The sequence below is a fragment of the Bacillus sp. FSL M7-1020 genome (assembly GCF_038050415.1).
GTDB classification, from domain to species: domain Bacteria; phylum Bacillota; class Bacilli; order Bacillales; family Bacillaceae_G; genus Bacillus_A; species Bacillus_A toyonensis.
This window is the reverse complement of the sequence record NZ_JBBOTW010000001.1, coordinates 981,078-994,981: the sequence shown is the minus strand read 5'-3', so window position 1 is coordinate 994,981 and position 13,904 is coordinate 981,078. Positions and strand designations below refer to the sequence as shown.

At 36.5% G+C, this 13,904-nt stretch carries 13 protein-coding genes; 6 read left to right on the top strand and 7 right to left on the bottom strand.

The window, feature by feature from the left end; translation table 11 throughout:
• Positions 1-39: 39 nt before the first annotated feature.
• The 3 genes from MHB70_RS05105 (at position 40) to MHB70_RS05095 (ending at position 3,558) form a co-directional block, all read left to right on the top strand.
• Entirely contained in the window at positions 40-1,200 is a 1,161-nt protein-coding gene (locus MHB70_RS05105; RefSeq protein WP_000655682.1) for an FtsW/RodA/SpoVE family cell cycle protein, read from the top strand.
• Between the two features lie 75 nt (positions 1,201-1,275).
• On the top strand, positions 1,276-2,016 hold the full coding sequence (gene prpE, locus MHB70_RS05100) for a bis(5'-nucleosyl)-tetraphosphatase PrpE (RefSeq protein WP_000872707.1): 741 nt from the start codon (positions 1,276-1,278) through the stop codon (positions 2,014-2,016).
• Positions 2,017-2,169: 153 nt separating this feature from the next.
• Complete coding sequence (locus tag MHB70_RS05095) at positions 2,170-3,558, top strand: peptidase G2 autoproteolytic cleavage domain-containing protein (RefSeq protein WP_061530731.1); 1,389 nt, start codon at positions 2,170-2,172, stop codon at positions 3,556-3,558.
• 48 nt (positions 3,559-3,606) lie between these two features.
• Here MHB70_RS05095 and MHB70_RS05090 read toward each other — a convergent pair whose 3' ends face one another.
• Genes MHB70_RS05090 through MHB70_RS05075 form a run of 4 tightly spaced genes read right to left on the bottom strand, consistent with a single transcriptional unit; the run spans position 3,607 to position 6,370 of the window.
• Positions 3,607-4,500: an RluA family pseudouridine synthase gene (locus tag MHB70_RS05090; protein WP_016090930.1), complete on the bottom strand. Its 894-nt coding sequence runs from the start codon at positions 4,498-4,500 to the stop codon at positions 3,607-3,609.
• Between the two features lie 14 nt (positions 4,501-4,514).
• The gene (locus tag MHB70_RS05085; RefSeq protein ID WP_000673191.1) at positions 4,515-5,312 is read right to left on the bottom strand and encodes an NAD kinase; all 798 of its coding nucleotides are present in this window, start codon (positions 5,310-5,312) and stop codon (positions 4,515-4,517) included.
• Between the two features lie 17 nt (positions 5,313-5,329).
• Complete coding sequence (locus MHB70_RS05080) at positions 5,330-5,968, bottom strand: GTP pyrophosphokinase (RefSeq protein WP_001081482.1); 639 nt, start codon at positions 5,966-5,968, stop codon at positions 5,330-5,332.
• Between the two features lie 30 nt (positions 5,969-5,998).
• Entirely contained in the window at positions 5,999-6,370 is a 372-nt protein-coding gene (locus MHB70_RS05075; RefSeq protein ID WP_001180013.1) for a UPF0738 family protein, read from the bottom strand.
• Positions 6,371-6,514: 144 nt separating this feature from the next.
• Here MHB70_RS05075 and MHB70_RS05070 point away from each other — a divergent pair, with 144 nt between their 5' ends.
• The 3 genes from MHB70_RS05070 (at position 6,515) to MHB70_RS05060 (ending at position 8,566) form a co-directional block, all read left to right on the top strand.
• Positions 6,515-7,093: a CYTH domain-containing protein gene (locus MHB70_RS05070; RefSeq protein ID WP_000191111.1), complete on the top strand. Its 579-nt coding sequence runs from the start codon at positions 6,515-6,517 to the stop codon at positions 7,091-7,093.
• Between the two features lie 181 nt (positions 7,094-7,274).
• Positions 7,275-7,673 (top strand): globin domain-containing protein, encoded by a 399-nt coding sequence (locus tag MHB70_RS05065; protein ID WP_000043381.1) that lies wholly within the window; start codon positions 7,275-7,277, stop codon positions 7,671-7,673.
• On the top strand, positions 7,673-8,566 hold the full coding sequence (locus tag MHB70_RS05060) for a ClpXP adapter SpxH family protein (RefSeq protein ID WP_061530732.1): 894 nt from the start codon (positions 7,673-7,675) through the stop codon (positions 8,564-8,566). The genes MHB70_RS05065 and MHB70_RS05060 overlap by 1 nt, the downstream gene beginning before the upstream one ends.
• A 535-nt stretch (positions 8,567-9,101) precedes the next feature.
• Here MHB70_RS05060 and pepF read toward each other — a convergent pair.
• From pepF to MHB70_RS05045, 3 genes are all read right to left on the bottom strand, one after another.
• A complete protein-coding gene (gene pepF / locus MHB70_RS05055; RefSeq protein ID WP_000003362.1) occupies positions 9,102-10,928 on the bottom strand; it encodes an oligoendopeptidase F in 1,827 nt (608 codons plus the stop codon).
• Between the two features lie 50 nt (positions 10,929-10,978).
• Positions 10,979-12,223 (bottom strand): competence protein CoiA, encoded by a 1,245-nt coding sequence (locus MHB70_RS05050; protein WP_002093814.1) that lies wholly within the window; start codon positions 12,221-12,223, stop codon positions 10,979-10,981.
• An 80-nt stretch (positions 12,224-12,303) separates the two neighbouring features.
• Complete coding sequence (locus MHB70_RS05045; protein WP_000799211.1) at positions 12,304-13,848, bottom strand: cardiolipin synthase; 1,545 nt, start codon at positions 13,846-13,848, stop codon at positions 12,304-12,306.
• Between the last annotated feature and the right edge of the window lie 56 nt (positions 13,849-13,904).

The following is a 13,904-nucleotide window of genomic DNA, read 5'->3' as shown; positions in this document are numbered from 1 at the left end:
ATCAACATATTTACTAGGCGATAGAAAGGATTACATACAGTGAAAGATACGAATTCTCAATATCAAATAGACTACGTATTACTATTCATTTTATTTGCCATTGGGACTGTTAGTTGCTTTGCTATTGCAAGTGCGCAAACCTCTTTACCACCATTTTTACAAAATGTAAATTTTGCACTCAAGCAAATACAATGGTACTTCATTGGATTTGTCGCTATTAGTGTTATTATGATTATCGATTTCGATCGGTATCAAAAAATTGCTTGGTATTTATATAGCTTTGCAATGATATTACTTATCGGGCTAGAACTTCAGGTTCCAGGTGCCGTTACAATTAAAGGGGCTACCGCTTGGTACAGGCTCCCAGGCATCGGAAATTTTCAACCTTCAGAAATTATGAAATTATTTTTAATTATCGTCATTGGACGAATTATAGCTAATCATAACGAAAAATATTTTTTTCGAACACCTCGTGAAGATTTTATCTTACTCGGAAAAATATTCGCAACGAGTTTGCCACCGCTACTACTTATTGCAAAAGAACCTGATTTAGGAAACACAATGGTAATTTCAGCGATGCTGGCAGCAATGATACTAGTTTCCGGTATACGTTGGCGCTTTATTTTCGGATTAGTCTCCGTTATTTTCACAGCAGGTGTTACCTTAACGTATATTTATATTGCTCATACAGAATTCTTTAAGGAGTATATCTTAAAAGAATACCAATTAAACCGCTTCTATGGTTGGCTGGCCCCTTACGAATATGACGCGCAAGGCTATCAATTAAGACAAGCTTTTTTAGCTACTGGATCAGGAGAAATGCAAGGAAAAGGTTGGGAAAATGGACAAGTATACTTTCCAGAACCACATACAGATTTTATTTTCACTAATGTCGCTGAGCAATTCGGATTTTTAGGCGCAAGTGTCATTATTGCACTTTTTTTCCTACTTATTTTCCGCATGATTCATATCGCTTTAGAAAGTAATGACCCTTTCGGTAGTTACATCTGCGCTGGTACAATCGGAATGTTTACTTTTCAAGTATTTCAAAATATCGGGATGACAATCGGATTACTACCTATTACAGGAATCACATTACCCCTTATGAGCTACGGAGGAAGTTCGTTGCTTACATACATGATTGCAATTGGATTTATTTTAAACGTTCGCTCACGAACGAAAGTTTTTATGTTTAAATAAATCGTGCAAAAAACGATATTTTTATCTCTATCCTTTTTTAGTTATACTAATGAAAAATAGGATGGAGGTTTACATATGAAATATGACATTATAGGTGACATTCATGGCTGCTTCCAAGAGTTTCAAAACTTAACGACGAAACTAGGATATAAATGGAATAGTGGAATGCCAGTTCATCCCGACGAGCGAAAGCTGGCATTCGTTGGTGATATTACAGACCGTGGCCCTCATTCATTACATATGATTGAACTTGTATGGGAACTTGTCATACATAAAAAAGAGGCTTATTACGCTCCTGGAAATCACTGTAATAAGCTGTACCGATTTTTCCTCGGACGTAATGTGACAATCGCTCACGGACTTGAAACAACTGCTGCTGAATACGAAGCACTATCTTTTCAAAAACAGCAAATCATAAAAGAAAAGTTCATCACCCTTTATGAAAATTCCCCTTTATATCACGTGCTCGATGAGAAAAGGTTAATTGTATGTCACGCTGGCATTCGGAAAGATTACATCGGAAGGCAAGATAAAAAAGTACAAACGTTTGTATTATATGGCGATATTACAGGTGAAAAACATGATGATGGCTCTCCTGTCCGTCGCGACTGGGCGAAAGAATATAAGGGCGACGCTTGGATTATATATGGACATACACCAGTAAAAGAACCTCGTTTTGTAAATCATACAGTCAATATCGATACTGGCGCTGTATTTGGAGGTAAACTAACTGGATTACGTTACCCTGAAATGGAGACCGTTTCTGTCCCTTCTTCCCTTCCTTTTGTCCCTGAGAAATTCCGCCCAATTTCATAATCCTCTCTACTTCGTACAATTCACGAATAACGAGAGATTATCATATTTTCTAGATGTATCCTATATAAATCTAGGTAAAGCAATTAAAAAAAGATGCAATAAAGTGCATCTTTTTTTAATTGCACGACATATAATGTCGCAGGAGGTGACAGAATGAAGAAAAAATCTTCTAAACAAAAAAGAAAATTCCACCCTTTATATCAGCCCATGTATGGAATTAACAACTGGTGCGGCATTCGAGCTGCAGCTATAGAAGAACTAGAAGAACAAGAGTCATCAAAAAAGAGCAAAGCTAAAACAAAATATGTCTCTTTAGAAAATGCTGTAATGAGTCGCATAATCAATCGTAGAAAAGTAAAGATGCAACAAAAAAATAAACATCTCTCTCATCACGATGAACAAATACTGCATTCTGAAGAAAAACAGGAAAATACGGAAGAGAACATTCCTGTAGCAATAAATAAAAAAATACAACCAGAAATTCCAACCGATATTATAAACCAAGTAAAAAAAATAAAAGAAGCATTAACTCCATCAAATAATATACAAACAGAAAAAACGATCATAATTCAGACTCCTGCACCTGAAAATACGAAAGTAAAAAAAGAAGGCCGATATTCACATGCAGAGGGGCTTCACTCTCATGCAGAGGGTACAGTTTCACATGCAGAAGGACTTCTTACACACGCAAAAGCAACTTGCTCCCATGCAGAAGGATCGAAAACAAAAGCAACTGGACATAGTTCGCATAGTGAAGGAAGTGAAACGACAGCAGGCGGCTCTTATTCTCACGCGGAAGGTAAACATACGATTGCTTTAGGCGAAGCAGCACACGCAGAAGGAACCGCAACTATCGCTAATGGATTCTCTTCTCATGCGGAAGGTAATCATACATCAACAGCTCATTTTGCAGGAAGCCATATTATGGGACGATTCGGCACGGCCGAAGAAGCCTATTCTTGGTTTATTGCAAATGGAACAAAAGATACCGATCATAATATCGGTGCTAAATGGCTTGCTCATAATGGAGAAATGTACATTGAGGGTGCTTCTTACAATGCAGGCGGAACGGATTTTGCACAAATGTTTGAAACCGCGGACCATAAAGCTATTGATGTCGGTTATTTCGTTACATTTAGTAGCGAAGAAAAAATTCGGATAGCTACTTCAAACGATTCTTTCATTTTAGGAATATCTAGTGCAACCCCCGCTATTATAGGAAATAGTGGTGCTTTAAGTTGGCAAAAGCGCTATAAAACAGATAACTTTGGAAAGCGTCAATATGTACGTACAGAAACACAAGAAATACAACCACTTTTAAATACAGAATGGGATCCAGCTTGCAAATATATAGCAAGAAAAGACCGTTCTGATTGGCTTCCTGTCGGATTAATTGGACAAATGTTAGTACGTGATGATGGCACTTGCGAACCGCATGGATATTGTCGTCCAAATGATGACGGCATTGCTACAAAAGCTGAAAGTGGATTTTTCGTTATTAAGCGTACGGATGATAATCAAATTTTAATATTATTCCGCTAAGAAAAAAGGGACCAAAATTCTTCATTACATAAGAATTTTGGTCCCTTTTTAAGCGTGCATTAATAACTGCTGCATATCGCTTGGAATCGTCGTAGCAAAAGACATTTCCTTTTCTAAAATAGGATGATAAAACGCCAAAGATGTACTGTGAAGTGCTTGTCGTTTCATTTCATCCCTTCTTCCTCCATATAAGTCATCACCAAGTAACGGATGTCCCATATGAGCCATATGCACGCGGATTTGATGCGTTCTTCCTGTCTCAAGTTCAAGAGATACATGCGTCTTTTGCGAGGAGCTATGAATCACTCTAAAATGAGTAACTGCCCTCTGTCCATCCTCACAAACTGTTCGTTCAATGATGCTATCTGATTTTCTACCAATCGGTGCATCAATCGTTCCTTCACGTTTTATCATCTCTCCATGAACAATTGCTTCATACGTTCGTTTCACAGCTTTTTGTTGATGTTGTTTCGATAAAAGATGATGTACGAAACGATTTTTTGCAATAAGCATGAGTCCTGACGTATCACGATCCAACCTTGTTACAATGTGCACCGTACTGGCAAGATGCTGCTTATCATAATAAGACAAAAGCGCGTTAGCAACACTTCCCTCTGGATGTTCTCTAGACGGAATCGTTGACATCTTCGCTTCTTTATTGATGACAAGAACTGCATCATCTTCATATACAATGCATAGTGGGATATCTTCCGCAATCATCCCTTCACTTCTTTCTTCCACTGGAAAAAAAACACGTAACTGTTCGCCCGCTTGTAGTTGATGACGAACGCTTGCATATTGACCATCTACTTCAATGGCTCCGCCATGAAATTTTATATCCGTTAAAGCAGCTTTAGAAATCCCTTTTGTTTTCAAAAATTCTCTAACTAAAGTTCCCTCTTCAGCTGACTCTATATCCCATTTCAATGTAAATCTGTTCAATATATAAACCCCTTCTATTTATCTGCAACAAACGAGTCACGGACACGTTTCCAGAATGGGAACGGGCGGAAACGAACAAATCGCACTTTCTCGTTTGCAACGCGATACTGGATTGATTTCACATCTTGATGAACCATCGTTAAATGGTCCACCGTAATTTGTAAGTTCATCCCTGGAGCCGGCTTCAACACACATGTATGATGCTTCGGCAATACAAGCGGCGAGCCTACAGTACGAAACACACGGTTGTTAATGGATGCCATTTCTGCAATTTGAATTGCTTCAATAGAAGGGTGAATAATTGCACCGCCAAGTGCTTTATTATAGGCAGTACTTCCTGAAGGAGTTGAGATACATAGACCATCCCCGCGGAATGTTTCAAAGTACTCTCCCCGTATTTCCACTTCTGTTACTAATGTGCCCTCTGCACTTTTTACAGTCGCTTCATTCATCGCTAAATACTGTGACTCTTTACTTCCATTCACATAGCGAATAATCACTTCTAAAAGCGGATATTCCACCACTTGGAATGGCGTTTTAGCAATCGCAATTACTAATTTCTCTACTTCTGTCGGTAACCAATCTGCATAGAAACCTAAATGCCCTGTATGTACACCAACAAATGCTGTTTCATCCAATCGATTATAATAACGATGAAACGCATATAAAAGCGTTCCATCTCCCCCAACAGAAATTACAATATCGGGTTCCTTTTCATCCATAATGAATCCAAAATCTAGCAAGTACTCTTTCATCGTGCTTGCTAGTGTATCTGATGATTGATCTCCCTTTGACATAATTGTAAATTTCATCGCCAACACCCTTTAGTTTATGATTCGGAATCTTTCGTTTCTTGCTTTCTTGAAAAAGCCTTTTGTGCTTCTTGAATTTCAAGACGAATAGAAGACATTTCTTCATCCAATAAAAACGCCGCTTCCGCTGCACGTTGCAAGCGTATTTTAATATCTTCAGGAAAACGCCCACTATATTTATAATTCAAAGAATGCTCAATCGTTGCCCAAAAGTTCATTGCTAGCGTGCGTATTTGGATTTCTACCAATACTTTTTGTTCCCCTTGAATCGTTTGAACAGGATAACTAATAACAACGTGATAAGAGCGATAACCGCTATCTTTCTTTTGCGTAACATAATCACGCTCTTCCACGATTTCAAAGTCATTTCGTTTTCGGAGATATTCTACAACAGGCTTAATCTCATCAACAAATTGACACATCATTCGAAGGCCCGCGATATCCTGCATATCTTCTCTGAGCCGGTCTAGCGGTACATTCCTCTTCTCCGCTTTATCAATGATACTTGCAACCGACTTTACCCTTCCTGTTACAAACTCAATTGGAGAATGCTCTGTTAACATTGCAAATTGAGTACGCATTCCTTTTAGTTTCACTTTCAGCTCTGCCACCGCTTGATGGTAAGGTGCTAAAAATTCTTCCCAATTTCGATTCATTTCAACCACCACCAAAATCAATCCATTTGCTTATAGAAATACTTTTTCTACAGCAGTTACTAGTTCTTCTCCGTAATTTGCATTACCTTCAATATTTTCAACTAAATATTCTACTTCTTCTTTTAAACCTTCTAATTCCATTTCAACATCATTCACTTGAATAAACATCGCTGTATCTTTATTCATTGCTTCACGCATCGCTTCCCAGCATGTATGCGGAATACTTACATATATGAAAGATGATTCGTTTTCTAAGATATATAAAAATGATAAATTGTCTGAGTCTACAAGTACGTGATTACGCGCACTTAACTCCTTTACCTCTATTTCAGTATTTTCCGCACAAAAAATAAGCGCATTCTCTCTCATTTCTACGCTCTTTACTTGAATTTTATTTTGCATGCTCGAACTCCTCCATCTCAACTTCCTGTCTTACTTAACAGTATTATTGTATCATAACATGGACGCAAACAAATAAAACATTGAACCAAATTTGTGAAAAAGCGATAATGTGTAAAGAATTATTTTTCAAAAGGAGCGCATACAATGACACAAGAAATTGAAATTGAATTTAAAAATATCGTTACAGAAGAAGAATTCCAATCATTATGCAAATCTTTTTCTATTGAAGCTTTCACGAAACAAGTGAATCACTACTTTGAAACGCCCGACTTTTCATTAAAAGAAGCTGGTTCTGCACTTCGTATTCGTCATAAAGGGGAAACTTATACATTAACGTTAAAACAACCTGCAGAAATCGGCTTGTTAGAAACGCATCAAGTTGTAACCGAGGCCGAAGCAAAAATGATGATGGAAACAAACACAATCATTCAAGGTGCTGTAGTAGACCAACTACACAAATTACAAATTCCTGTTTCCGCTTTAACTTATATGGGCAGTTTAACAACTGAAAGAGCTGAAACATTATTTGAAGGCGGAACGCTTGTCTTTGATCATAGTTTCTATTACAATCACGATGATTATGAAATTGAATATGAAGTGCAAGACGAAGAAACAGGAAAAGCTGCATTTATTCATTTGTTAACACAGCATAACGTACCAGTTCGCCATACAAATAACAAAGTAAAACGCTTTTTCCTTGCCAAACAAAACAAAGCACGCTAAAGTGAAAATTCCACTAGTGAATCCGTTCTACTAGTGGATACATCTCACTTCTTAAAAAGTAAAAGGTTCATTTACACCTGTAGAAGAAGCAAAGAATGTTAGGAAGGCTGTTTATTTGCCCTCTCGAACATTCCATTGCTACAATAGATATACATTTCATGGAAAAAGGAGTTTATAAAGGATGAGCAAGCAACCGATGACACCATTTGAAGCAATTGGCGGTGAACAATGCATTGCAATATTAGTAGACACATTTTATTCCTATGTCAGTAAACACCCTGACTTATCTCCCATCTTCCCGGATGATTTAACAGAAACAGCTAGGAAGCAAAAACAATTTTTAACACAATATTTAGGTGGTCCTAATTTGTACACTGAAGAACATGGTCATCCTATGTTAAGAGCACGCCATCTTCCGTTTGAGATTACGCCAAAACGAGCAGAGGCTTGGCTATCATGTATGGAGCAAGCAATGGATGACACAGGAGTACACGGTCATATAAGAGAGTTCGTTTTTGAACGTTTAGCATTAACTGCTCAGCATATGGTTAATACTCCAAACGAAACAGGTGAAATATAATGGATAAACAGGAAGCAAAGCATATCAATATGCCATCTCCTTCCGCATGTGAGCATAAGTCTGTAGAAGCATATTTATTTATTGATCCACTTTGTAAAGATTGCTGGGAAATTGAACCCTTTATTATTAAACTATGGCTTGAATACGGGAAATACTTCTCTATTCGTCATATTGTAACTGGAAAAGTGGACGGAACGAACGCTTCCTCACACAAATGGAATAAACCTGCTAATATTCGATTTGTGTGGGAAAAGACGACAAGTTTACAAGGTTTTTCATGTGATGGAAAAGTACATATGCAAGAGGCATCATCAACACCATATTTAGTTTCGATGGCAATTAAAGCAGCGGAGTTACAAGGCCGAAAAGCAGGTTCGAAGTTTTTGCGAAAACTCCAAGAATACATTTTCCTTGAAAATGTATCAAACCCTGACTGCGAATTATTGCTTGCATGTGCAAAAGATAGCAATATTGATGTAGAAGAATTTAAAAAAGATCTACATTCCGCCAGCGCAAAAAAAGCTTTCCAATGTGACTTAAAATTCACAAATGAAATGCATATTACAGAAATACCTTCCCTCGTCTTTTTTCATGCGAACTCAGATGAAGAAGGCATTAAAATCGCTGGAACTTATTCCTATGATGTATACGTACAATTATTAAAAGAGCTCGTAAAATGTGAAATCGAGACAGAACCATTACCGCCTTTAGAAATGTTACTAGAAGCAACGCAATTTATATCTTCAAAAGAAGTAGCATTTATATATGACTGCTCGCAACAAGAGATCGAGCGCGAACTAAAAAAATTACAACTGAAACGCAAAGTACAAATGATTGACGTAAAATGTGAGCGTTATTGGAAATGGATAGCAATAGAAAAAGACCTGGTGTAAACACCAGGTCTTTTTCTTTACGGCTTATAAAAATATTAAAGGGGATGGGAGAAATTTTCACGTTCAAACAAAGGGGTATATGTTTGTATGTGAATTCGTTCACGCTTATTATATTACAAGATTCGACGTCAGATGACAACCCCTTTTGTCGAATTTCACACTTTTGTCACATTCTAAACGTTTTCATTTTTGAATAAGCTATATAAAAGCCCTTTAGGAGGTGTTTTTCATAAAGAAATCCTATATTTTACTAATTTTTTCATGTGTCCTTGTTTCTTTTTTCTTGTACATTCTCTCTCTATTACAAGCTTTTCCTAAAATTATCGCCTTTCCTCTTTTATTCGGAGTCATCGTCATCGCTCTCTCTTATTTCAACCATAGAAAACGATTTAAAGGATTTTGAATTCAAAAATTAACTATAAAACTGTCTTCAAATTTAGAAATAGTAAGGAAAATCGATTTTCATTTCGACAAATATCGACAAATTGTATTTTTAAACAAAAAAGACGAGGATAAAATCCCTCGTCTTTTCTCATTACTTTTCTTCAAATAATAACGCTTCTAATTCATTTAATTTCTCTTCAAATACTTGTAGTGCCTCTTTCACTGGTTCAGGAGATGCCATATCAACTCCTGCTTTTTTCAGCACTTCAATTGGATAATCAGAGCTTCCTGCTTTTAAGAATTCATTAATGTAACGTTCTACCGCTGGTTGCCCTTCTTCTAAAATCTGTTTAGATAGAGCCGTTGCTGCACTAAATCCTGTTGCATATTGATATACGTAATAGTTGTAGTAGAAGTGCGGAATGCGAGACCATTCTAACCCAATTTCTTCGTCGATTACTAAAGCGTCACCGAAATATTTCTTATTTAAATCGTAGTAGATCTCCGTTAACATATCTGGCGTAACAGCATGTCCTTCTTGTACTTTCTTATGAATAATATGCTCAAACTCTGCGAACATCGTTTGACGGAATACAGTACCACGGAATCCTTCTAAATAATGATTTAATAAATATAGGCGCTCTTTTTTATCTTCTGTCGTTTTTAATAAATAATCATTTAGAAGCGCTTCATTACAAGTTGACGCTACCTCTGCAACGAAGATTGAATAATCACCGTATACGTGCGGCTGTGTCTTTCTTGTGTAATAACTATGCACAGAATGACCAAACTCATGAGCAAGTGTAAATAAATTATTTACATTATCATGCCAGTTCATTAAAATATAAGGATTTGTTCCGTATGCACCAGATGAATATGCTCCGCTTCGTTTTCCTTTATTCTCATACACATCTACCCAGCGATTTTCATATGCTTCTTTCAAAATTTCAACATACTCATCACCAAGTACGTTTAAAGATTTTAATAACATGTCTTGTGCTTCTTCATATTTCACATTCATTTTCACTTCTTGTACAAGTGGTGTATATAAATCGTACATATGAAGTTCATCAAGTCCTAGCGCACGCTTTCGAATATCGATGTAACGGTGCAATAAATGTAAGTGATCATTTACCGTTTCAACGAGTTGATCGTAAACTGCTTCAGGAATATTATTATTGCTCAATGCAGCTTGGCGAGCAGAGTCATATTTACGAATACGTGCATTGAAATTATTACGTTTCACCGCTCCGCTTAACGTACTTGCAAATGTGTTCTTAAATTTCCCATACGTTTCAAATACAGCTTTGAATGCATCTTCGCGAACACGACGATCATCACTTTCTAAAAACTGAATGTAACGACCATGCGTAATTTCTATTTCTTCTCCGTCCTCGCCTTTAATAGACGGGAATTTCAAATCCGCATTATTCAACATACCAAATGTATTACTTGATGAACTCATTACTTCAGATGCTTCCGCTAATAAAGCTTCCTCAGCCTCAGATAATACGTGTGGACGTTGACGTGTAATTTCTTCTAATGCATGTTCATATACACTTAAGTCTCTATTTTCTTTTAAAAATGCTTGCAGTGTATCTTCTGAAATAGATAAAATTTCAGGTACGATATACGCTGTGCTACTAGATACTTGTGAATATAAATTCGTCGCACGATCATTTAAAGCTTGATACACAGAGTTTGTTGTATCTTGATCGTAACGCATATGAGCATATGTATATAGCTTACCTAGTCGCATTGAAATTTCATCTTCATATTGCAGTGCCTCAAGTAAGTTGTTCGCAGAGTCACCAAGCTTCCCTTTAAATTCAGTTAACTGCGGTAGTAACTCTTTAATCGCTTGAAATTCTTTTTCCCATTCTGCATCTGTTTGGAAAATATCTTCTAATCGCCACGTACTTGCTTCTTCAATCTCATTGCGATCTGGTAATGTTTTTGCTTTATTTTGTTCAGACATTCTGTAAGCCCTCCTTTAAATATCTCTACTTAAGTACAATTCTGTTTTTCTTATGTAATTCCTTCACGTTCATTCTTTATTATATCCCCTTTTTCTTCTCCCATGTTGAACTTTGTCTCAAATAGAGATAGCGCATAAGTTAGGCAAATCTCATCATATTTCCTAACTTCCTCCTCCGTCTGTAACATAACTATATTCCTCATTTTTCGGTACGTATAAGTTCCTACTTTACGCAACACGCCTACAAAACATAAAAAAGTCATATATTCAGTAACCGCTACTTTCCATATATGTTGTGAAAAGTACGGAAGTAAGCGCCTTTTCGTATATTTTTTTACATAACTACACACATATTGAAGGGAAATACAATTCCCTACCGCAAGCTTTTCTATACACTTCATGTATAGAAATGCTTGCCATGTAAATGGATTTGTTTGAAAAGCAAATGAAGACGGGAGTGGCACACCAATTTCAGAAGGAAAGCTCGCTGGAGTACATTTAAATTGATATAAGAGGCGTAATAGTGACTTATGATTATAATTCCAAATAGACAGGGCATTTTGCCGAAAGTAGTCCTTTCGCTTCTTCCATTCCTGTCCTAATATTTCTTTCCGGAAAGGAACAGGGGAAAAGAGTAATTCAAAAGTAGTTGTATCGTTTGGTAAATACATAATATGTGAGAAAGAGACGTTTGTAGAAAACGGAGTGATAAAGGCACATTTCATAAATGATTTTTGTTTCGGACAGAAGAAAATGAGAAATGGCTGAGGATAAGATTGTAAGGAGAAAGCCAGAAGTGAGGAAAATTTCATCCAATATGCAGCTTGCTTTTTTAATTGATTTCCACCAATGATCCAGATGACCTGAATGCCCGCTTGCCAATACGAGTATGTTCGTTTAGAAAGTTGTTCTATGGAGAGATTGGCGCATTGATATTCAATCGCAATTTCCCTACCTGCTCTCTCTACGAAAATATCTGGTCTTTGCTGGATTTTTGGAAGGTAACGCTCTATATCCACATGGAAATTTTGACGTTTCAACCATCTATATAGCAATTCTTTACCGTGCATATGATATATAGATTCTGCTTCATAAAAAGCAAGGCATGACTCCACTTTCTTATGAGCAAAATGCCAACTTTTTTGTTTCCCTAATTTCATTTGCACTTCCTTTCCACAAGCTATACAAAAGAAACGCTCCCTTTTACGCATACGTTGTAAAAGCTCTTCATTTCGATTATAGAGTAGATGAATTTTCTCTCCGTTTTCTCTTTTAGCGATAAACATTATAATCACACCCTTTCAGCTCCTTATATTCTACAATTTATTACAAATCCCTTTTAAAAAAGAGATGTCCCAATTTCGGACATCTCTTTTTATAATAAAGGTGATAATAATCGATATGTCGATTCAACAATTCGTCTATGAAGACGTCTTTTATGAAAACGATCGACATGAATTTCACTTGATTCTTCTAAATCATCTTTAAAGTCTTGAACGAGTTTTCGAATGCTATCTGTATCATATAAAAAGGCATTCACTTCAAAGTTCAAATGAAAACTTCTCATATCCATATTTGCTGTCCCAATTGAAGCTAAATCAGAATCAACGATGACAACTTTACTATGAAGAAAACCTTTTTCGTATTCATATATCTTTACTCCTGCATCTAAAAGCTCAGGGAAATATGATCTTGATGCATAAAAGACAGTGCGCTTATCAGGCTTACTCGGCATTAATAAACGAACATCAATACCAGCAAGTGCCGCTACCTTTAATGCAGATAAAATATCATCATCCGGAATGAAATACGGTGTTGCAATCCAAATAGATTTCCGAGCAGAAGAGATCATTGCAAAATATAAATGTTTAATCGTTTCCCATTTATTATCTGGTCCACCTGCAATTAGCTGAACTCCGCCCCAATGATCACCTTCAACTGCTTTTGCCTGTAAATATTCTGGAGCCAGCACTGCCTCACCAGTCATATAAAACCAATCTTGAAGGAAAATAAGCTGTAAACTTTGAACAGCCTCACCACGCAAATATAAATGTGTGTCTCGCCAAAAACCGAAATATTTATCCTTCCCTAAATATTCATCTCCAATATTTAACCCACCTACAAACCCTTCATTTCCATCAATAACAACGATTTTCCGGTGGTTTCGATAATTAATCTTATCGTTTAAAATTGGAAAGCGCACAGGAAAGAACGGAATCATTTCGACACCTGCGTCATTTAATTCTTCAATATACGAATTCGATAACCTAAAACTTCCAACCGCATCATATAAAAACCGAACGACTACGCCTTCTTTTGATTTTTGTATTAAAATATCTTTAATTTCTGTTCCAAGCTTATCATCACGCACAATGTAATATTCCATATGAATGTGGTGTTTCGCTCGTTTTAATCCATCTAAAATGGCCTGAAACGTTTCATCCCCATTTGTTAATGTTCTCGTTTCCGTTTGAAATGAAATATTTAAAGCACCTAAGCGGTCCGCTAAACGAAATAACAGCTCTTGATGCTTATGATTACGTAACATCCGTTCTTCATAATCTTCATGCCCCTTATATTGTAAAAACGCCTGTTCATCCAGTAACGCCTTCTTTTGGAACATTCTCTTTCTCCGAAAGTTTTGTCCAAATAATAAATAAGCGAAGAATCCAAATACCGGAAAAATACCTAACACAATGAGCCATGTAAGTGTTTTAGACGGGTGACGGTTTTCTAAGAAAATAACGCAGCCAATTAAAAATGCAGATACCGTAAATAAAATACTAATAATACCTAAAATCGAAACATCTTTTATCCCAATTACATCCGAATAAAATGCTACATCAATAAACATACGTAACGAAACAAATAATGCGAACAATAGTAGAACAAAGAAAATCAACTTTAACGTATTTTTCATCTCTTACCTCCTTACTAAGAAAGCTTTCCTATTCTTCATATAAAAAGCCGATTTCA

Bases quoted from the DNA above. Each gene is read 5' to 3' on its own strand.
- prpE (WP_000872707.1), top strand. From the start codon at position 1,276: ATGAAATATGACATTATAGGTGACATTCATGGCTGCTTCCAAGAGTTT.
- MHB70_RS05095 (WP_061530731.1), top strand. From the start codon at position 2,170: ATGAAGAAAAAATCTTCTAAACAAAAAAGAAAATTCCACCCTTTATAT.
- MHB70_RS05085 (WP_000673191.1), bottom strand. From the start codon at position 5,312: ATGAAATTTACAATTATGTCAAAGGGAGATCAATCATCAGATACACTA.
- MHB70_RS05080 (WP_001081482.1), bottom strand. From the start codon at position 5,968: ATGAATCGAAATTGGGAAGAATTTTTAGCACCTTACCATCAAGCGGTG.
- MHB70_RS05075 (WP_001180013.1), bottom strand. From the start codon at position 6,370: ATGCAAAATAAAATTCAAGTAAAGAGCGTAGAAATGAGAGAGAATGCG.
- MHB70_RS05070 (WP_000191111.1), top strand. From the start codon at position 6,515: ATGACACAAGAAATTGAAATTGAATTTAAAAATATCGTTACAGAAGAA.
- MHB70_RS05065 (WP_000043381.1), top strand. From the start codon at position 7,275: ATGAGCAAGCAACCGATGACACCATTTGAAGCAATTGGCGGTGAACAA.
- MHB70_RS05060 (WP_061530732.1), top strand. From the start codon at position 7,673: ATGGATAAACAGGAAGCAAAGCATATCAATATGCCATCTCCTTCCGCA.
- pepF (WP_000003362.1), bottom strand. From the start codon at position 10,928: ATGTCTGAACAAAATAAAGCAAAAACATTACCAGATCGCAATGAGATT.
- MHB70_RS05045 (WP_000799211.1), bottom strand. From the start codon at position 13,848: ATGAAAAATACGTTAAAGTTGATTTTCTTTGTTCTACTATTGTTCGCA.